General features: G+C 32.5%; 18 protein-coding genes. 4 read left to right on the top strand and 14 right to left on the bottom strand.

Translation table 11 applies throughout. From position 1 onward, the window contains the following. Nucleotides 1-57 precede the first annotated feature (57 nt). The 6 genes from U0D62_RS24635 to U0D62_RS24610 form a co-directional block, all read right to left on the bottom strand. Nucleotides 58-1,188: an AraC family transcriptional regulator gene (locus tag U0D62_RS24635; RefSeq protein WP_322290027.1), complete on the bottom strand. Its 1,131-nt coding sequence runs from the start codon at nucleotides 1,186-1,188 to the stop codon at nucleotides 58-60. A gap of 149 nt (nucleotides 1,189-1,337) precedes the next feature. After that, entirely contained in the window at nucleotides 1,338-2,315 is a 978-nt protein-coding gene (locus tag U0D62_RS24630; RefSeq protein WP_322290026.1) for a YpdA family putative bacillithiol disulfide reductase, read from the bottom strand. Continuing rightward, nucleotides 2,315-2,974, bottom strand: a complete 660-nt coding sequence (rpe, locus tag U0D62_RS24625; protein ID WP_322290025.1) for a ribulose-phosphate 3-epimerase — start codon at nucleotides 2,972-2,974, stop codon at nucleotides 2,315-2,317. Before rpe ends, U0D62_RS24630 begins: the two co-directional genes overlap by 1 nt. 52 nt (nucleotides 2,975-3,026) lie before the next feature. After that, nucleotides 3,027-3,434, bottom strand: a complete 408-nt coding sequence (locus tag U0D62_RS24620; RefSeq protein WP_322290024.1) for a BLUF domain-containing protein — start codon at nucleotides 3,432-3,434, stop codon at nucleotides 3,027-3,029. Between the two features lie 242 nt (nucleotides 3,435-3,676). Then, nucleotides 3,677-4,540 carry a sigma-70 family RNA polymerase sigma factor gene (locus tag U0D62_RS24615; RefSeq protein WP_024772554.1) on the bottom strand — a complete coding sequence of 288 codons (864 nt, stop codon included), beginning with the start codon at nucleotides 4,538-4,540 and terminating at the stop codon, nucleotides 3,677-3,679. A 171-nt stretch (nucleotides 4,541-4,711) separates the two neighbouring features. Beyond that, nucleotides 4,712-5,680, bottom strand: coding sequence for a helix-turn-helix domain-containing protein (locus tag U0D62_RS24610; protein ID WP_322290023.1), 969 nt, complete (start codon nucleotides 5,678-5,680; stop codon nucleotides 4,712-4,714). Nucleotides 5,681-5,845: 165 nt separating this feature from the next. On the opposite strand from U0D62_RS24610, the gene U0D62_RS24605 reads away from it, so the two are divergent. Both U0D62_RS24605 and U0D62_RS24600 read left to right on the top strand, forming a co-directional pair. Further along, on the top strand, nucleotides 5,846-6,544 hold the full coding sequence (locus U0D62_RS24605) for an LA_2272 family surface repeat-containing protein (RefSeq protein ID WP_322290022.1): 699 nt from the start codon (nucleotides 5,846-5,848) through the stop codon (nucleotides 6,542-6,544). Nucleotides 6,545-6,649: 105 nt separating this feature from the next. After that, nucleotides 6,650-7,078, top strand: a complete 429-nt coding sequence (locus U0D62_RS24600; protein WP_322290021.1) for a hypothetical protein — start codon at nucleotides 6,650-6,652, stop codon at nucleotides 7,076-7,078. A gap of 94 nt (nucleotides 7,079-7,172) precedes the next feature. Here the strand turns inward: U0D62_RS24600 and U0D62_RS24595 are convergent, their stop codons facing one another. Together U0D62_RS24595 and rpsO are read right to left on the bottom strand one after the other, a co-directional pair. After that, the gene (locus U0D62_RS24595; RefSeq protein ID WP_322290020.1) at nucleotides 7,173-9,353 is read right to left on the bottom strand and encodes a polyribonucleotide nucleotidyltransferase; all 2,181 of its coding nucleotides are present in this window, start codon (nucleotides 9,351-9,353) and stop codon (nucleotides 7,173-7,175) included. Between the two features lie 230 nt (nucleotides 9,354-9,583). Then, nucleotides 9,584-9,853 carry a 30S ribosomal protein S15 gene (gene rpsO / locus U0D62_RS24590; protein WP_034241373.1) on the bottom strand — a complete coding sequence of 90 codons (270 nt, stop codon included), beginning with the start codon at nucleotides 9,851-9,853 and terminating at the stop codon, nucleotides 9,584-9,586. Nucleotides 9,854-10,018: 165 nt separating this feature from the next. Here rpsO and U0D62_RS24585 point away from each other — a divergent pair, with 165 nt between their 5' ends. Further along, entirely contained in the window at nucleotides 10,019-10,843 is an 825-nt protein-coding gene (locus U0D62_RS24585) for a hypothetical protein (RefSeq protein ID WP_322290019.1), read from the top strand. Nucleotides 10,844-10,919: 76 nt separating this feature from the next. Here U0D62_RS24585 and U0D62_RS24580 read toward each other — a convergent pair whose 3' ends face one another. The 4 genes from U0D62_RS24580 to tamL form a co-directional block, all read right to left on the bottom strand. Further along, nucleotides 10,920-11,915 (bottom strand): endonuclease/exonuclease/phosphatase family protein, encoded by a 996-nt coding sequence (locus U0D62_RS24580; RefSeq protein ID WP_322290018.1) that lies wholly within the window; start codon nucleotides 11,913-11,915, stop codon nucleotides 10,920-10,922. 280 nt (nucleotides 11,916-12,195) lie between these two features. Then, nucleotides 12,196-13,053 (bottom strand): acetyl-CoA carboxylase, carboxyltransferase subunit beta, encoded by an 858-nt coding sequence (gene accD, locus U0D62_RS24575; RefSeq protein ID WP_322290017.1) that lies wholly within the window; start codon nucleotides 13,051-13,053, stop codon nucleotides 12,196-12,198. Between the two features lie 65 nt (nucleotides 13,054-13,118). Continuing rightward, a complete protein-coding gene (gene fbaA / locus U0D62_RS24570) occupies nucleotides 13,119-14,186 on the bottom strand; it encodes a class II fructose-bisphosphate aldolase (RefSeq protein WP_322290016.1) in 1,068 nt (355 codons plus the stop codon). A 205-nt stretch (nucleotides 14,187-14,391) separates the two neighbouring features. Continuing rightward, nucleotides 14,392-16,971, bottom strand: a complete 2,580-nt coding sequence (tamL, locus tag U0D62_RS24565; RefSeq protein WP_322290015.1) for a translocation and assembly module lipoprotein TamL — start codon at nucleotides 16,969-16,971, stop codon at nucleotides 14,392-14,394. 37 nt (nucleotides 16,972-17,008) lie between these two features. Here tamL and U0D62_RS24560 point away from each other — a divergent pair, with 37 nt between their 5' ends. Next, entirely contained in the window at nucleotides 17,009-17,743 is a 735-nt protein-coding gene (locus U0D62_RS24560) for a TrmH family RNA methyltransferase (RefSeq protein ID WP_322290014.1), read from the top strand. Between the two features lie 2 nt (nucleotides 17,744-17,745). Here the strand turns inward: U0D62_RS24560 and porT are convergent, their stop codons facing one another. Continuing rightward, a complete protein-coding gene (porT, locus tag U0D62_RS24555; RefSeq protein WP_322290013.1) occupies nucleotides 17,746-18,465 on the bottom strand; it encodes a type IX secretion/gliding motility protein PorT/SprT in 720 nt (239 codons plus the stop codon). A gap of 19 nt (nucleotides 18,466-18,484) precedes the next feature. Beyond that, nucleotides 18,485-19,213, bottom strand: coding sequence for a bifunctional demethylmenaquinone methyltransferase/2-methoxy-6-polyprenyl-1,4-benzoquinol methylase UbiE (ubiE, locus tag U0D62_RS24550; protein WP_322290012.1), 729 nt, complete (start codon nucleotides 19,211-19,213; stop codon nucleotides 18,485-18,487). Nucleotides 19,214-19,304: the final 91 nt, after the last annotated feature.

Here is a 19,304-nt window from a genome sequence, read left to right as displayed (position 1 = left end):
ATTAAAGTTCATTAAACCTCAAAAAGAAGAGGTTTAGAATTATAATTTTTTACTTATTTATCGGTCTTGTATTGCCAGATATTTCTTTTTGTATTCTGAAGGGGTACAATTAAATTTATTTTTAAAAGCGGTATTAAAAGTGGCTTTATTATTAAAACCTACATCAAAATAAATAGTTTTTATACTGATTGATGAATCTTCAAGGAGAAGTTTTTCTGCTTCTTGTAATCTATATTCATTAATGAATTGATTAAAGTTCTTGTTGGCTTTTTCGTTTATTATTTTGGATAAGGTGTGACTAGAAAACCCCACTTTATCCGCTAATTGTACTAAACGTAAATTATTGTCTAAATAAGGTTTGTTTACAGAAATGTATGACAGTAGTTTGGAGTAAAATTCTTCTTTGGTTGCTTCTGTGAATTCTTGTAGAGATGATTCTTTTAGGAATAAATTAGAGAGTAGTTCACCATTAAAAATTGAAGGTTCTTTGTATACCGTATAACCAATCGCGTAGATGGCCAAAGACATAGAAAAAGAAATAGCATAATCCCAGTGAATGCTAAAAAATGAAAATCGTACAAGGACGTAATAACTTATATATGATAATGCAAAAACAAAGAAAAAGCATAATAAAAAGGTAGACCATTTATCTCTTAAAACCTCGTATTGAGAACGTTTATTGGTTTTGTGAAAGGAAATAAAATCTTTTATAGTTATTAGATAAATTATAAAAGATAACGCTGCTAACCACGGAAGATTTACAACTCTAAAGAAATAATATAAAGATTCATCTTTATGCTCGGTTAAGTTTTGAAAGCCGTTGGATTGTACAAAATAATATGCATTGATTATAAAACATGCTATTGCAGGAACAAAATGATACCACTTTATACGAAAAATATTATTGTAAAATCTAGTGATATAGCTATATAATAAAGGGCCAAAGGTTAAATACCAAGTGGTGTCAAAAAAATATAAGTATCGATAAGTGTATTTGTAATTGGTCCAAATCAGTACATAATAAAGTAGAATACATGAAAATCCTAATACAAGTAAGATAATTGGCAAATTATTACTTCTATTATTTTTGCGAATACTCAAAATAACGCTCAAAAAGAAGCCAAAAGAACTTACCAATAAAAAAAGAGAAGTCCAGGTGTCAAAAGATGGTGTAACGGGCTGTTGCATCTTAAAAATGCTTATTTGCTTTAGTTATTATAAATATAAAAACTTTAACCCGAATTAAAGATTAGAAAATGTATTATGATACAACCAATAAAAACTTGACTACGTGTAATTTTATTATTTGGTGTTCTATTTCTGTTAATACATTTTTATTATGATATGTTTTTTATTTTAGTTTCGATTGATTTTAAAATGGTTTTAGCATGAACTCTTGAATTCTCTATAAACCAAACATGGGTATCCATACCTCCACAAATTACACCGGCGAGATAAAGGTTATGTACATTAGATTCCATAGTGTCTTCATTATATTGAGGATATAATTTGTCATCATCAGAAAGTTGAATCCCTATTTTTTTAAGAAATTCAAAATTAGGCTGATATCCTGTTAATGCCAGTACATAATCATTTTTGATAGCTACTTCTCCCTCAGGAGTGGTAAGAATAACTTCTTCTGGTAATATATGTTTTACCGTAGTGTTATAATATGCTTTGATGCTTCCTTCTTCGATCCTGTTTATGATATCAGGGCGCACCCAATATTTTACACGTTTTCCGATTTCAGGGCCTCTTACAATCATAGTCACATCAGCACCTTTTCTATAACATTCTAGTGCGGCGTCTACCGCAGAGTTACTGGCTCCAATAACAGCTAATTTTTGTTTAGCATAGAAATGAGGATCTTTGTAATAATGGGATATCTTAGGTAGATCCTCTCCTAACACATTAAGTGTATTAGGTAAATCATAAAAACCAGTTGCTACAACTATATAAGATGAGGTGTATTTTTCTTTTTCTGTAGTAATATAGAAAAGAGATTCTTGCTTTTGTACAGTAGTCACCTTTTCAAATAAATTTATGTTTAGATCATTAGAAGTAACAATCCTACGATAATATTCCAGAGCTTCATTACGTTTGGGTTTTGCTTCTTTACTGATAAATGGAATATTGTCAATCTCCAATTTTTCAGAAGAAGAAAAGAATTGCATATTGATCGGGTAATTAAATAATGAATTAACGATAGGCCCTTTTTCGATAATAAGATAATCAATACCTTTTTTCTTAGCTTCTAAACCACAAGCAATACCAATAGGGCCACCACCAATTATTATTAGATCAATATGTTTCATTAAGATATAAGCGCTTTCAAATCTTTGACCGTATGGATAGGGTCTTCACTCTTAAATACATAACTACCAGCGACTAATACATCTGCTCCAGCATCAACAAGTTGTTTCGCATTTTTGTTGGTTACTCCACCATCAATTTCTATCATGGTATTCGCTCCATTTCGAACGATAATTTCTTTTAATTGTTTCACCTTTTTATAGGTGTTTTCAATAAAAGATTGTCCTCCAAAACCTGGATTAACGCTCATTATACATACCAAATCGATATCATTGATAGTATCTTCTAATAAACTTACATTAGTGTGTGGGTTTATTGCTACACCAGCTTTCATACCTTCAGCCTTTATGGCTTGTAAAGTTCTGTGTAAATGTGTGCAGGCTTCATAGTGAACAGTAAGTATGTTACTGCCTAAATCTGCAAAAGTTTTTATATAACGATCTGGATCAACTATCATCAGATGCACATCAATAGTTTTGGTAGCGTGTTTAACTATATCTCGAAGTACAGGCATACCAAAAGAAATATTAGGGACAAAAACACCGTCCATGATATCTATATGAAACCAGTCGGCATCACTTTGATTAATCATTTCTACATCGCGTTGTAAGTTTGCAAAATCAGCTGCAAGAACAGAAGGGGCAATAAGTTTTGAAGACATAAAAAAATGTGTTGTTTCGTGCAAAAATACTACTTAAGTTTTAAATAATATCTTATGAAAGCTTCATAAATTTTTTAGTGAGATAAGAAATGCTTTTAAAATAATCAGGGTTATTTGTTTTTTCGCTATTAAGAAAGCTTTGTAATTCTTTATTACCTCGATTATCCTGATTGATAGTGAAAAAAGAGTGATATTTTGTAAAAGAAGATTCGCAAATGGTATCATCAAGTATTTTAATAATGTTGTGGTGTCTTGGATCACATTTTATTTTATTAAATAGAGAGTGAACAAGCTCTGTTTCGCCTTCAAGCACTTGAAAAAAATTGCCGTCTGAATAAATTAAAATCCCGGTGATTCCACTTGTGTTATTATAAAGTTCAACAAACTCCATTAGATCAGCTATTTCAGAATCTAATAAATATCGATTGGCGGTACTGACATAACTTATTGCACATCTCATAGCCCTTGGAGATTTGGGTGTATACTAAAGATACGATTTTTTAACCTTGCATCAAATATTAGATACAAGCTTTATTTCTTAAATATTAAGGGGAAGGGGATTATCGACGATTGTCACTACAATATAACGAAATTCTTTGAAAAGAAAAAACCTCCGGTAATCAGCCGGAGGTCATTCATCAATCAAAAAACGAACAGTTATGTTATAAAACTGTTTGTAACCGCAATTTAGGAAATAAAATATTATCCTAAATAAGTTTTTAGTATTTTACTACGAGATGTATGTTTTAATCTACGAATAGCTTTTTCTTTAATCTGGCGAACTCGCTCTCTAGTTAGATCAAAAGTTTCACCAATTTCTTCAAGTGTCATAGGATGCTGATCTCCAAGTCCAAAATATAATCTGATCACATCAGCTTCTCTTGGAGTAAGAGTTTCTAAAGCACGTTCTATCTCTGTACGAAGTGATTCGTGTAGTAATGTTCTGTCTGGATTTGGTGATTCTCCAGAGTTAAGTACATCGTAAAGGTTAGAATCTTCTCCTTCTACAAGAGGTGCATCCATACTTACGTGACGTCCAGAGTTTTTCATAGACTCTTTTACGTCATTAATTGTCATATCTAATTCTTTTGCAATTTCTTCTGCACTTGGCGGACGTTCATGAGATTGCTCTAAGAAAGCGTATGTTTTATTTATTTTATTAATGGATCCAATCTTATTTAGTGGTAAACGAACAATACGAGATTGCTCTGCTAGTGCTTGTAAGATTGATTGACGAATCCACCATACAGCATACGAAATAAATTTAAATCCTCGAGTTTCATCAAAACGCTTAGCTGCTTTAATTAATCCTAAATTACCTTCATTAATCAAATCAGGAAGTGTAAGTCCTTGATTTTGATATTGCTTGGCAACAGAAACTACGAATCTAAGATTTGCTTTTGTTAATTTTTCAAGGGCTCTCTCATCACCAGCTTTTATTCTTTGAGCTAATTCTACTTCTTCATCTGCCGTAATAAGGTCTACCTTACCAATTTCCTGCAAATACTTATCCAGCGATGCAGTCTCACGATTCGTAACCTGCTTCGTAATTTTAAGTTGTCTCATTTATATATCTCCTTGAAATTTAATTTTGTGAATATTTAGGGCTTTTATTTTCTTATACGTATAATGTTATGAAAATGTTACAAAAAAGATAAATATTTTTTTTGATCTGCTCTTTTTATTAAATATCACTTGTTACTTATTAGTCGCATAATTGTGATATTCATTACACAATTATTCGAACTCTAAAACACTATTTGCGGTAATAAGTGTTCTTAATGCTTCAATCTTTTTATTCATTTTATTAAAAAACATATTTCTTTCTTTTTCTCCTGCGGTACTTAACAGTTTAGAGCCTTCCATTTGTATTTTTAAAAAATCTTCAGCCTGGTTACATGTTTTTACATCACTGGTGCGATAATATGATAGAATGGTAAAAGGTACATAGAGTGATTTTAAGCTTTTAGATTTTACCAAAACTCTATTGTTCATGAGAAGTAACTCGTTGTAATAAAATTTAAAAGTATCTTTTTGAGAGACAATTTTTTTAGAAATATTATAGATCAATTCCTGTAAATCATCACAGATGGCCAGCGCATCTTTTGAGGTTAAAGAATGAGATTCAAAATAAAAATGTATTTGTTTTAATGTGCTGTTGATGGTAGTGATATCCCATATTTCAGTCGAATTGAAGTTATTATAAAGGTTTCCGAGTTTTTTGGCAGCTTCCAGCAAAGATAATGAAGGATTGAAATTACTAAATGATAATTCAGGGACATTTGGGCTCAGTATCTTTAGCCAGGCATACATTTTAAATCGTGTCAAAATGTTATCTCCAGAGGTATAAAATATTGGTAAATCTTTTGCAGAATAAATCATTTCTACACTTGTGTCATTTACAAGAGGTAGAAGAGAGTTGTATGAATTGATATAATAAGCTAATAAACTTTCTATATCTGTTACTGGAGCGGTTTTTTTAACAGCAACAATATGCTCTTCTTCATTTGAGAATAATTGATCTATAGAGATTCCGAAATACTTTGCTAGAGAAATTCCTTCATCAAGTGATAACTTACTTTTTTTACTTACTCTTCGATGTGCCGCGTCATAACTGATATCTAAAACTGTGGCGACTTCTTCTATTAGTGAAGTTTTTTGAGTAAGCTGGGCTTTGATTAGTTCTAAAAAAGCTTCTTGAATCATTGTTTAAATTTAGTGATAAGAGTGGTAAAAGGCATAAAGTAAAGTAGAAAAATAAAGTAATTTTTGCGAAAATCACAAAAAACTATTTCTCAACTTGTGCTAATCCAGTTTAAGGTTGCTTTTATCGCAATAGTTTTGACGTGTTGAATTTTAATAATTATACAAATGAAAACACGATTGATTATTTTGATACTCTTAGTTTATGTATCTGTTTTTGGGCAGGAAAAGAAAAAGGATTCTTTATTACAACCTCCTAAAATTTTCAGTTTTTCTCCAATACACTCCAAGATAACACAAGTTAATGGATTGGTAGTAGGAGCAGGGCATTACGAAAACAAAAGAATAAATCACCAAAAAATTAACGGGATCAATATTGATGTGTTACATCCCGCACCTTTATTATTGATGTCTTTTGGGCTTGAAATTCCTTTTAGATCCATTCTTATGGGGTTAACTTATAAAGATGGTACTGATATGCATATATTAGATTCAAATGATTATCAGACTACTCAATTAACCATGAATGGATTAAATCTTAGTGTTGGAGGCTTTATGAATGGAACTAATTTTAATGGGTTGAATATTTCAGTTTTTTCTGCAACAAATAGGTTAAACGGAATATCAATAGCTCCTGTACTTAACGGTTCTGGGGTTTCAAATGGCGTCCAGATTGCAGCACTTTCTAATTTTTCTGTAAAAGGTAATGGGCTTCAGTTAGGGATTTCTAATGTTTCTGAACGATTACACGGAATTCAGATAGGGTTGTTTAATAAAAGTAATGATCAACGAGGGATTCAATTGGGACTCTGGAATCGAAATTCGAAACGCTCCCTGCCATTTATTAACTGGCAATTTAAAGGTTGATCTTGTGATAATCACAAATAATAATTTATTCTCCTTTATTTTTTGAGATTTTATTGAGTCGATAAGAAGTAGGTTTGAGATACTAAACAATAAAAATCAATTCTTATGATAAATTTTAAAAACGATTTTCCAATTTTTAAAAAAAGAAATAAAAAAGCAGAACTAGACAAGTATTTTTTTAAAAAGGTTTGCTTGTTTTTGGGGATTGTTATGTTTTGTATTAGCTGTCATAGCTATCGAAGTATGAATGTAATGGCAGACGAAATACGACTTAATAAAAAGTATAAGATTACTACAAAAAAATATCAGAAGAAAAAGGTGATCATTAAAGATGCTACGGCAACAGAAATCATTGCAGTAATTGATAAAACAAAAGTAGAAATTCCTGTCTCGGAAATAGAGGAGATTAGAAGAAGGAAGTTTTCTTATGTTAAAACTTTGGCGATTCCGGTGGTTTTAACTGGTTTTTTTGCGTTGGCTATAACTTCGGTGAGCATAAACCCTAGTATAGGAAATTTGAGATTCCCTAATTAATTATGTAAGAAATAATACTTTTGACTTTATGTGCTTCTATAAAAAAAAGTCCGATAACTTATTATCGGACTTTTTTATATGTGAAAAAAGATTATTAATTATCCTTTTTTTCTTGTCTTGGTTTTCTATCACCTCTTGATTTATCTCCTTCTGGCCTTGGTGGTCTTGGGAGTAAGGCTTTTCTAGAAACTTTCTCTTTTCGAGTTCTTGAATCAATTCCAAAGTATTTTACATCAATAATATCGCCCATTTTAACAACATCACTAACATTTTCTGTTCGTTCCCAAGCTAATTCAGAAACGTGTAATAATACTTCATTTCCAGGAGCATCTGTGTATTCTACTACAGCACCAAAATCTAACATTTTGACTACTTTAACTTCGTATACGCTTCCTACTTCTGGTTTAAAAGTAATAGCATCAATTTTTGCTAATACGGCATTGATTCCTTCTTGATCAGTACCTAGAATTTCTACTTCTCCTTGTTCATCAACTTCATTAATAACGATAGTAGTACCAGTTTCTTTTTGTAATTCTTGAATTACTTTTCCTCCAGGACCAATCAAAGCACCAATATAATCTCCAGGAATTGTTCTGGTTACCATTTTTGGAGCGTGTGGTTTTACATCTGCATTTGGTGTTGCTATAGTATCTGTTAATTTTTCAAGAATATGTAAACGACCATCGGCAGCTTGTTTTAAAGCATTTACAAGAATTTCATAAGAAAGACCTTTTACTTTAATATCCATTTGACAAGCAGTAATACCATCTGATGTACCAGTTACTTTAAAATCCATATCTCCTAAATGATCTTCATCACCTAAAATGTCTGATAAAACCGCGTATTTTCCTGAATCACCATCAGAAATTAATCCCATAGCTATACCAGAAACTGGTTTTACCATTTGTACACCAGCATCCATCAATGCCATAGTTCCTGAACAAACTGTAGCCATAGAAGAAGATCCATTGGATTCTAATACTTCTGATACCACACGTACAGTATAAGGACAATCTTCTGGGATCATACCTTTTAATGCACGTTGTGCTAGGTTTCCGTGTCCTATTTCTCTACGAGAAGTACCTCTAATAGGTCTTGCTTCACCTGTACAGAAAGGAGGGAAGTTATAATGTAAATAGAATGTTTCTTCACCTTCATAAGATGGCATATCTATTTGATTTGCTTCTCTTGAAGTACCTAGAGTTACAGTTGCTAAAGCTTGTGTCTCTCCTCTGGTAAATATAGAAGAACCATGTGTAGAAGGTAGGTAATCAACTTCACACCAGATAGGTCGTATCTCATCAGTCTTACGACCATCAAGACGTAACCCTTCATTTAAAGTAAGATCACGAATAGCAGCTTTTTCTGCTTTGCTTAAGTATTTGGCTACTAAATCTCCAAAATCTTCTAATTCTTCTTCAGAGAATGTAGCAGTAATTTCTTCTTTTATTTCTGAAAAAGCTAAACCACGTTCTTTTTTAGAAGAACCTGCTTTTGCAATAGCGTATACTTTATCATACGCCATATCTTGAATCTTTTGAGCTAACTCTTCATCTTCTCTTTCAGGTTCGTACTCTCTAACTTCTTTTTTTCCAAAAGCCTCTGCTAATTTAATTTGAGCAGCACATTGTATTTTTATGTGTTCGTGAGCAAATTTAATGGCTTCAACCATTTCTTCTTCACTGATTTCTTTCATCTCTCCTTCAACCATCATTACAGAATCTGCTGAAGCACCAATCATCATATCGATATCAGATTCGTCTAATTGCGCTCTGGTTGGGTTGATAATAAATTCGCCATTTACTCGACCTACACGAGCTTCTGAGATAGCGCATTCAAAAGGGAAATCAGACAGTTGTATAGCTGCAGATGCAGCTAGTCCTGCCATTGCATCAGGCATAACATCTTCGTCATGAGACATTAACTGGATCATTACCTGAGTTTCTGCATGATAATCTTTAGGGAAAAGTGGACGTAATACACGATCTACTAATCTCATTGTTAAAACTTCACCATCACTTGGTCTTGCTTCTCTTTTGAAAAAACCGCCAGGATAACGACCAGATGCAGCAAATTTTTCACGATAATCAACGGTTAAAGGTAAAAAATCTACATCGCTTTGCTTGTAGTTTGAAACAACTGTACATAATAACATACACTTGCCAGATTGAACAACAACAGACCCGTGAGCTTGTTTTGCTAATTTTCCGGTTTCGAGGGTGATTTGTCTTCCATCACCTAAGTCGATAACCTCTTTATAAACTTGTGGAATCATAATTTTTTTGATTCTAGCCTGCGCATACTGGGACTTTAATAATAAGCATACCAGCGACAGGCTTAATTAAACATTGGTTTCCGTCTTGCTTGGACGGACAAGGTTGTGTTGTTGTTGTAGTTTATGTCGACCAATGAAAAACTAAGGCGTCATTCTTACCAATGGGTTCGAATGTTTTTCTTAAAAATAATAGTTATAATTAAAAAAAGAGGCACGAAGCCTCTCTTTTATTATTTTCTTAATCCTAATTCTTTTACAATTGCACGATATCTCATAATATCTTTTTTCTTAAGATAATCTAGTAAATCTCTACGCTTACCTACTAGCTTTACCAAAGAACGCTCTGTGTTAAAATCTTTACGATTCTTTTTTAAGTGCTCAGTTAAATGAGTAATTCTGTGTGTAAACAATGCAATCTGTCCTTCTGCAGAACCGGAATCATTTTTTCCTTTTCCGTGTTTTGCGAAGATTTCTTCTTTAACTTCTTTTGTTAAATACATTCCAATATTATTTAAATGATTTTTATGTATAAATAGCATTCTGCTATCAGCGTGCAAATATAATACTTTTTGAGTTAGAATTGCTTTTTATGTAAAAAAATACTTTTGGATTAAACCTTATCTAAAATATTTAGTCTTAGGATAGTAACATAAAAATTAAATACGATGAAGAACAACTTTTTAAAATTTAGTTTGATTGCATTCTTATCAGTGGTTTGGGTTGGGTGTGATAACAATGAATCTGCTGATCAAATAGTAGAATCTTTTGACCAGGAAGAAGCAGCGCTTACTGCAAAACTTGATAATTCTACAGAAGTATTGAGTGATACATTTTTGCAGGTGTATGAATTTGAAGAAAGCGCTAATAAGAGTGCTATTCATCCTTTCTTACCAGAGTGTGTAACGATTACTGTTGAAATAACGGATACCTCTAAAACAGTAACGGTTGATTTTGGTTCTGAAGGATGTGAAGTTAGGGGGCATTTAATTAAAGGAAAGATAATTATGTCGTACGATGCGGATCCTGATGCGATGGTGCTGGTGATTAATTATACGCTAGAAGATCTTTTTGTTGATGATGTTCAGTTTTCGGGATCAAAAACAGTGACACGACAAAAGGCAAATGAAAATGGTAATCCTCAATATTCAATGAATTTGGATTTTACGGTGACTTTTTCTGATGGTACACAAGCGTCCAGAATTGGAACCAAAACCAGAGAATGGATAGAAGGAGCGTTTAATGGAAATTGGGGAGACAATGTCTTTTTAATTACTGGTGCCTGGGAAACCAATTTTGTAAACGGAAACACACATAGTACTACTATAACAGAGGCACTGCGACGTGAGGCAAGCTGTCGATTTTTAGTGAGTGGAGAGTTGGATCTTGTACGTACTAATTTTAGTGGTTCATTAAACTATGGAGATGGATCTTGTGATAATCTGGCAATTTTTACAAACGAAGATGGAGAAGAAACTGAGATAAGGTTATAAAAAAGTTTTTGAGTTGATGATTGAAAAGAGGATTAAGAGTGATAGATTAATAATGTTATCACTTTTAAATCCTCTTTTATATTTGTTCAACTTCTGCAACAATAGGAAAATGATCAGAGGCAGCTTTAAGTTCTTTACTAACTGATTGAATAAGTGAGTCTTCCTTTTCTAGATAAGGGTTCCATACTTTGGCATTTGTAGAAGTAAGATTTTTACTAATTAATAAATGATCTATTAATACATTAATGTAATCTTCGGTTATTCGATCTCTATATCTGCTTGATGAAGGTTTCCAGCCATTACTGGTCCATTTGGGTTTAGGTAATACCGATCTAAGAATAAGGTCAGGATCCCAGACATCGCCCAATAAAATTTCAACAGCACTTTTACTAAATCTGTTTTCATAAAAATCCATTCCTATACCATCATTAATATCACCCATTACTATTGCATTTGATCCGTCATTAAGATAATCATCACACTTTTTCCTGATAGACATACATTCAGCATATAGTCTCATTCTGTCACGTTCTGAAATTTGTTCAAATTTGGCATAGTCAACAGGAGCAAATATCCCTTTTGATTTGGTATGTGCTATTATGACTTTTGAAAAGTGATTTTCATTTACATTCTTAATCGTAAGTTCTAATGGTGGTCTATAGTGTTTATATTGTTCTTTAATTAACTTATTGGTAGTGTCAACCAAAAACGGCTCGTTAAATTGATTTTTCGGATCTGTAGTAGGAGTGAAAGTTGTTTTTATTTTAGAACTATCATATAAAGCGCATAGCTCCTGTTGACCATTAGATGGGTAACCGTGTACTCCTTTGAAATTAGAATTTAAACCATACTGTATTGCCCAGTTTTCGAGTTGAATTGAAGCCGTTTTACTGCCATTGGCAAGTGTGTCAGGTCCTTCTACTATTCCAAGAAAATCAGGGTTTATCGCTTTGATAATACGTGCTAATTGTTGGCTTCGTTTTTCTTCATCTCCAGTTGTGATAGGAGTTCCGTCTTTATGGAATAACCTACGCATCCACTCTACATTATATACTGCTATTTTTAATTTCATCACATTAGTTTTACATCGAATTTCATTTTTTTAAGAAATGGGACGTGCAATGCATAATAATGCTAAGTTTGGATGATAAGGGAATAGATATGTCTATTGCAATGTAAAACTACAAAGGGAGATTTAGATATGTAAGCGGTATAAACCCCTTTTTTATAGGGTGTATAACTTATTGTTGTTTAGAAAAAAAACAATTAATGTTTGATGGAATAATAAATAAATAGAAAAAGCGAACTAAATTAGATTCAGCTCGCTTTTTCTATTTGTGGATATAGCTATTTTAATTAGCTAATGGTCTATTAAGAATTAAATCTAAATATAGATTGATATTTTGTTTTAGGTTTTGTCGAGCAGTGATAAAATCTAAAAACCCGTGATCTAACAAGAATTCGGATGTTTGAAACCCTTCTGGTAATTCTTTTCCGGTTGTATCTCTCACTACACGTGGTCCTGCAAAACCTATTAAAGCACCGGGCTCTGCAATATTGATATCACCTAACATAGCAAAGGAAGCGGTAGTACCTCCTGTAGTAGGATCTGTACATAATGATATGTACGGAATACCTGCATCAGCTAGTTGTGCAAGTTTAGCAGAAGTTTTGGCTAATTGCATTAAAGATAATGCTGCTTCCATCATACGGGCACCTCCTGATTTGGAGATAATCATAAATGGTATGTTGTGTTTTAATGAGTAATCTGCCGCTCTGGCAATTTTTTCACCAACAACACTACCCATTGAACCACCAATAAAAGAAAAATCCATACAGGCGATAACGAGATCATTTCCGTTTGATTTTCCTACTGCAGTTCGTACAGCATCTTTTAAATTAGTTTTTTCTTCAGCATCCTTTAAACGATCAACATACTTTTTCTTGTCTTCGAATTTAAGAGGATCTTTTGATGAAAGATTTTTATCTAATTCTTTAAAATCACCTTTGTCGAATAATATTTCAAAATATTCTTTGCTGCCTATTCTAACATGATAGCCATCTTCCGGACTTACATAAAAGTTTTTTTCTAATTGCTCCGCATCTACAATTTTTCCTGTAGGAGATTTATACCAGAGTCCTTTAGGGACATCTTTTTTATCTTCTGTAGCTGTTTGTATACCTTTTTGTGTTCTCTTAAACCAAGCCATAAAGTTGTTGTATTAAAAAAGCTGAAACTTACAAAAAAAATAAGTCTCAGCTTGGTTTTCAGTCTTTATAATGTGTTTACATTATTTAAATCTTCGAATGCCTTTTTAAGGCGGCTCTTAAAGGTGATTTCTCCTTCTCGTAACCATTTTCTTGGATCATAATATTTTTTATTTGGTTCTTCTGAACCTTCAGGATTACCAATCTGCGTTTTTAGATATTCGATTTTAGTGGTCATATAATCACGAATACCTTCATTAAATGCAAATTGAAGATCTGTATCAATATTCATTTTAATTACACCATACCCTATAGCTTCTCTAATTTCTTCTAAAGAAGAACCGCTTCCTCCGTGAAATACAAAATCGATGTGGTTATGTTCGACTCCATATTTTTCTGAGATAAATTCTTGAGAATTTTTAAGAATTTTAGGTGTTAGTTTTACATTTCCTGGTTTATATACTCCGTGTACATTTCCAAAAGCAGCGGCAACAGTGAATTTATCGCTTACTTTGCTTAACTCTTCATAAGCATATGCTACTTCTTCTGGTTGAGTGTATAGCTTAGAATCATCTACATCACTATTGTCTACACCGTCTTCTTCACCTCCGGTAATTCCTAACTCTATTTCAAGGGTCATTCCCATTTTGCTCATACGAGCTAAATACTCCTTACAAATTTCTATGTTTTCCTCGATAGGCTCTTCTGATAAATCAATCATATGTGAGCTATAAAGAGGTTTTCCTGTTTCTTTGTAAAATGCTTCTCCGGCATCTAATAATCCATCGATCCAAGGAAGTAGTTTTTTTGCACAGTGGTCAGTATGCAAAATTACTGGTACTCCATAAGCTTCTGCCATTAGGTGTACGTGTCTGGCTCCAGCAGTAGCACCTGCAATAGCAGATTTTTGATCTTCATTAGAAAGGCCTTTTCCTGAATTAAATTGTGCTCCTCCATTGGAGAACTGAATAATTACAGGAGAGTTCAACTCTGCTGCGGTTTCTAAAACAGCATTAATCGAGTTAGAACCAATTACATTAACAGCAGGTAATGCAAAAGCTTTTTCTTTTGCATAGTTAAAAATTGCTTGGACTTCGTCTCCAGTAGCAACTCCTGGTTTGATGTTGTGACTCATAATTTAGTATTGGTTTATAAGCTTACAAAAATAGTAAAATTATGTGGAAACCTGCATCATAAAAAATGATCTTTAACTCCTATAAAAAGGTTAACGTTATTTATGAAAATATAGTCGTGATAATACAATTATTATAAAGGGCTATTTTAGGCAAAAAAAGCTTGTATTGTAGTGATGATGGGTTCTGAGATGCAATGAGGTGGTGTTAAAAAGGATAGTTGATACCTACATTATACACGGCTTCTGAAAAATTATACCCTTTGAACCATCTTTGATCTTTGTTATTAGCTGGGTTGAAAGTTTTGAATCCGACATCTAATCGAAGTATGAAAAAATCAAAATCATATCGTAACCCTAATCCACTTCCTACAGCAATCTCTTGTATGTCATCGATTCTAGAGAATACTGCAGCTTCATCCTCTACATTGTCCAAAACATTCCAGATATTACCTGCGTCAATAAAAAAAGCACCATTAAGAGAACCCAGGATATTATATCGGTATTCCATATTGAATGCAATTTTCATGTTAGCTTCATTAAATTCATCTTTGCTACCACTACTTCCTGGTCCAAGATCATATGCTGACCAAGCTCTATTGTCATTAGGACCTCCTCCAAAAAAACTTCGTGCAAATGGAATGTTGTTAGCATTGCCATAAGGAATTGCAATTCCTCCAGTTGCTCTAAAGGCAAGTACATTTTTTCTTCCTAAATCCCAATGTTTTACATAGTTTAATTCTGTTTTAACATATTGTGAAAATTCTACACCAAAAACTTCAAAACGATCATTAGAATTCTTATTAAGTCCAGTAAGGTTAGATATTGCGTTTAATATGTTACCGGTTAGCTCTAACTTGACACTAAACCTTGAATATTCTTCGTCATAAAGACTTTCTTTATTGTTTTTTGTAAATGTATAGTTGGATCCAAAAATCAGGTTGTCTTCTGTTAATCGAACTCTTCGTTCATTAATGGTTTGAATCTCCTGTGTTTGAGCTGTTGTTAAATCAGGATCTGGTTGGGTTCCTAAAGACTGTTGTATAAAACCATTAGCCCCTCCTGGAATGATTAGAGTTGCTTCTCCAATATTTGGGACACTACCGCCTGGTTGGACAAAAAACGGTGATTGAGGGTCAAGAACTTCTCTTGCAATATCATTTAATTGGGCAAAAGAATTTTGATATACGTTAAAATAATTACCGGTATTTAAATTTCTAACATATTGTGCATTTATAATGTCTATTTGGTGAGTAAAAGTGTTACTAGGTTTCCATTGATAATTAAATATACCTGAGGCATTTTGTTTATCCAGTCCTATATTTTGCTGAGCATTTATTCCAAAAATAATATTAGAGGTCGGTGACATATATTTTGGAATTATTTTGTTGGTGTTTATAGGAAATATAATCTTAGGAAAAGAAAGTTTAAAATCTACACCTACTTCAGAAATATCAAAGAATTCTCCACTTCCATCAACAGCATCTTTTGAAGAGCCAATACTTCCTCTAGCCGAGATTTCTAACAGTTCTGCACCTCTAAAAACATTACGTATTAATAATGATCCTCCAAAACCAACCCCAAATGCCTGAATGTTAGAGGTGGATACGTCAAACTGAACATTAGCGCTATATTTTTTTCTGGGTGTAAGCAGGACATTGGCTATTAAATCTTTACCCGTTGGATCATTAGGATCAACATCATACCTGATATTAGGATATTTAAATACTTTTAAATTATTAATTTGATTGTATGTGAGCGTACGATCTCGATCTCTGAAAATCTCACCAGGAGTAATTAAAATTGAATTTGTAATCGCTTTGCGAGTATATTTTAATCGATCATAACTATAAATGTTATATCCTTTATAAAAAATACTATCTGCAGGTTTTTTATTTCTATTTAGAAATGAATAATCTGTAAAAATATTTACTTTACTTATACTATGAACCTTAAAAGGTATTCGCGCTGTAGAATCTCCGTTGGTAATCTGCCTGTCTTTAATTAGTAAATTAAGGTTTACTTTATGATCAGTATTTACCGTATCCGCATTAAATTTTATATACTCTTTTTCAAAGTGATATAGTCCAGAATTTCTGAACAAAGAAGTAAGACGTTCTCTCTCTGCATCAATATCTAAGGTTTTGTATTGTTTTCCAGATATTATGGTTGAGTTTTGAGTGTTTTTTTGATATATAGAATCAGCAACTCTAGAATCTATTTTGGTAATTATAGAATCAATAAAGTAAGGTTTGAAAGGAGAAACATAATAATCTACAGTAGCTCTTTTACCATCTTCAGGACGTAGCTTATAATCAATATCAATATTAAACCAACCGTTATGCCAATAATACGCTTGTAATCTTTTTATAGAGCGCTTTATTTTTGATTCATCAACAATCGATGGTGGCTCTCCCGCTTTTTTTATCCATTCATTTATTCCTGATAAACCTACTCCCAATCTATCTACTTGCTTTTTTGAAAAAAGGTTGATCATTCGTTTTTCACGATTGGGTTTTCTTTTTAACCAAGCTTGATATGTAGAATCCTTGTTTACTGTGGTTAAGTTGAATAAGTGTAGTCTAAAGGGTATTCCTAATAGTTTGGTATTAGGTTTTTGGTATAATTGATTATAAAGTTTAGGGTCTTTGGACTTGGTGCTATCAACAAAAATTTGGTTTTTTTCTAGTAGATAATCATTTTCAGGCACTCTTTTGACCGCATTACACGAAACTAAAAAGGTTGTGATTAGGGTAATAAATAATATTTTTGTCAGAAAGTATTTCAATCCGGATTCATTATTGAGTCAAAAATACACTATTTGTATGGTTAGCAAAAACCAAAAGAAACTAATAAAAAGTTTATATCAAAAAAAGTACCGAAAACAACATGGTTTATTCGTTGCTGAAGGAAAAAAAGTAATAAATGAATTATTAGAAGCTGGAATAGGGCTTCATTCCCTTTTTACCACTGATGTTACTTTTTTTGAAACTGATGACGAATTTATACATATAGTTTCAGAAAATGAACTAAAACAAATTAGTTTTTTGACGACGGCACAATTGGCCTTGGCAATATTTTATATTCCCGAAGCAGAAAAAATTAACACAGATGGATTAATTCTTGCTTTGGATGATATCAGGGATCCTGGCAATTTGGGAACTATAATTCGATTATGTGATTGGTTTGGGATACAAAATTTAGTGTGTTCTGAACAAACAGTGGATTGTTATAATCCTAAAGTGATTCAGGCAACAATGGGGTCTATAACCAGAGTGAATATTAACTATGTTAATTTAGAAGAGTTTTTAAAGAGCGAAGTATCTGGTTCGGATATTTTTGGAACTTTTATGAATGGGAGTAATATTTACACGAGTAACTTACCAGAAAAAGGAGTAATTGTTATGGGTAATGAGGCTAATGGGATTTCTGAGAATATAGAAAAGCTGATCAATGAAAGAATAACGATACCTAGATTTGGAGTCGTACAAAAAACAGAAAGCCTTAATGTAGCTACTGCTACATCGATAGTGTTAAGTGAATTTAAGCGTTCTACGTAACTCTATTGAAAAGTGAAATTAATAAAAATCCCTCTTGTAGACATTTTATCAATAGTTGAGGTGTAAGGACTATTAGGATCGTTATCTCTTACCAGTTCATCAGACATTGCAAATATTCCACGAATTGATGGAGTGAATTTGAAATATTGTAAGTAAAAATCTATTCCAAAACCTATTTCGTAATAATTAGTATTGGTTTTCATTCTAAATTCTCCAGCACTATTGTCGTCTGGATTATCTTCATTACTAGATAAATTAATAGAGGTAGATATCCCGCCGACAACAAAAGGTTTGAAATTGTTGAGTCGTTTTGTGGATATTTTTAACAATAGTGGGATATGGATATATGTAGACTTTACTTCTCTTAAAGATTCTGATGAAGTGGTAAAATCAGAGCCTACAAATGTTAGATTTCTTTGACTAAAAGTAACCATAGGTTCTAATCTTAAATCCAAATATTCATTGATTCTCATATTTCCTAAAAGTCCAACATTAAATCCTAAAGAACTTTTTACAATGATATCAGTCTCAAAATTACCATTTGCATCAACCGGAGCATAATCAAAATTAAAATCGTAACTGTTGAATCCTAAAATATAACCCCAACTTAACCTGGGTTTATCAAAATTTTGCAGATTCTGAACACGCTCTTTGCTAAATAATTGTGCATTCATATCCTGAACACCTACTAAAATAGCGATTACGATAAAAAGTCTTTTCATATCCGGTCGAAATATAAATTTATTTTGTGGCTGTATAAATTGTTGCAACCCCAAAAGTTTGTGGCTTATCTTTAATGTCTATAAACCCAATTTTTTTCAAAATATTGTTGAACGCCTCACCATAAGGAAATGCTGCAGCACTTTCACTTAGATACGAATATGCAGATTTATCCTTTGAAAATATCTTTCCGATAATCGGTAATATCGTATTGCAATAAAACTTGTAACCTTGTCTATAAGGGGTTTTTGTTGGGTTTGAAGTCTCTAAAACGACAAAAAGACCTCCAGGTTTTAGAACACGAAAAATTTCTGAAAGTCCTTTTTCTAAGTTTTCAAAATTTCGTACTCCAAATGCAACTGTAATTGCATCAAAATAATTATCAGTATAAGGTAAGTTCTCACTATCACCTTGTACCATACTAATTACTTTGTCAAGATTTTTTGCATTAATTTTATTCTTACCTACTTCTAACATTCCAGAAGAAATATCTAGTCCTATGATTTCTGAAGCTCCTGTTTTTGATAGGTTAATAGCTAGGTCTCCAGTTCCTGTAGCTACATCAAGAATTGTTTTAGGATTGTTTTTTCCTACTAATGCAACAACTTTCTTTCGCCATTTCACATCAATACCAAAAGAGATCACTCGATTAAGGCCATCATAGTTTCCTGATATGGTATCAAACATCTCGGCAACTTGTTCCTTCTTTGAGCGGGAATTATCATTATATGGCGTTATTTTTTCCGACATTAAAAAAAATTTAGGCAAATATACATTTTTGATATGGATCGTAAGAATAGAATAACATATAGTTGTGTACAATCAGATTTTACCAGTTATT

Origin of the sequence: Aquimarina callyspongiae (assembly GCF_034322225.1) — a bacterium.
Classification (GTDB): Bacteria; Bacteroidota; Bacteroidia; order Flavobacteriales; family Flavobacteriaceae; genus Aquimarina.
The sequence above is the reverse complement of the archived record's forward strand: the minus strand, read 5'-3'. Positions and strand labels throughout refer to the sequence as shown.

Bases quoted from the DNA above. Each gene is read 5' to 3' on its own strand.
- U0D62_RS24635 (WP_322290027.1), bottom strand. From the start codon at position 1,188: ATGCAACAGCCCGTTACACCATCTTTTGACACCTGGACTTCTCTTTTT.
- U0D62_RS24630 (WP_322290026.1), bottom strand. From the start codon at position 2,315: ATGAAACATATTGATCTAATAATAATTGGTGGTGGCCCTATTGGTATT.
- rpe (WP_322290025.1), bottom strand. From the start codon at position 2,974: ATGTCTTCAAAACTTATTGCCCCTTCTGTTCTTGCAGCTGATTTTGCA.
- U0D62_RS24620 (WP_322290024.1), bottom strand. From the start codon at position 3,434: ATGAGATGTGCAATAAGTTATGTCAGTACCGCCAATCGATATTTATTA.
- U0D62_RS24615 (WP_024772554.1), bottom strand. From the start codon at position 4,540: ATGAGACAACTTAAAATTACGAAGCAGGTTACGAATCGTGAGACTGCA.
- U0D62_RS24610 (WP_322290023.1), bottom strand. From the start codon at position 5,680: ATGATTCAAGAAGCTTTTTTAGAACTAATCAAAGCCCAGCTTACTCAA.
- U0D62_RS24605 (WP_322290022.1), top strand. From the start codon at position 5,846: ATGAAAACACGATTGATTATTTTGATACTCTTAGTTTATGTATCTGTT.
- U0D62_RS24600 (WP_322290021.1), top strand. From the start codon at position 6,650: ATGATAAATTTTAAAAACGATTTTCCAATTTTTAAAAAAAGAAATAAA.
- U0D62_RS24595 (WP_322290020.1), bottom strand. From the start codon at position 9,353: ATGATTCCACAAGTTTATAAAGAGGTTATCGACTTAGGTGATGGAAGA.
- rpsO (WP_034241373.1), bottom strand. From the start codon at position 9,853: ATGTATTTAACAAAAGAAGTTAAAGAAGAAATCTTCGCAAAACACGGA.
- U0D62_RS24585 (WP_322290019.1), top strand. From the start codon at position 10,019: ATGAAGAACAACTTTTTAAAATTTAGTTTGATTGCATTCTTATCAGTG.
- U0D62_RS24580 (WP_322290018.1), bottom strand. From the start codon at position 11,915: ATGAAATTAAAAATAGCAGTATATAATGTAGAGTGGATGCGTAGGTTA.
- accD (WP_322290017.1), bottom strand. From the start codon at position 13,053: ATGGCTTGGTTTAAGAGAACACAAAAAGGTATACAAACAGCTACAGAA.
- fbaA (WP_322290016.1), bottom strand. From the start codon at position 14,186: ATGAGTCACAACATCAAACCAGGAGTTGCTACTGGAGACGAAGTCCAA.
- U0D62_RS24560 (WP_322290014.1), top strand. From the start codon at position 17,009: ATGGTTAGCAAAAACCAAAAGAAACTAATAAAAAGTTTATATCAAAAA.
- porT (WP_322290013.1), bottom strand. From the start codon at position 18,465: ATGAAAAGACTTTTTATCGTAATCGCTATTTTAGTAGGTGTTCAGGAT.
- ubiE (WP_322290012.1), bottom strand. From the start codon at position 19,213: ATGTCGGAAAAAATAACGCCATATAATGATAATTCCCGCTCAAAGAAG.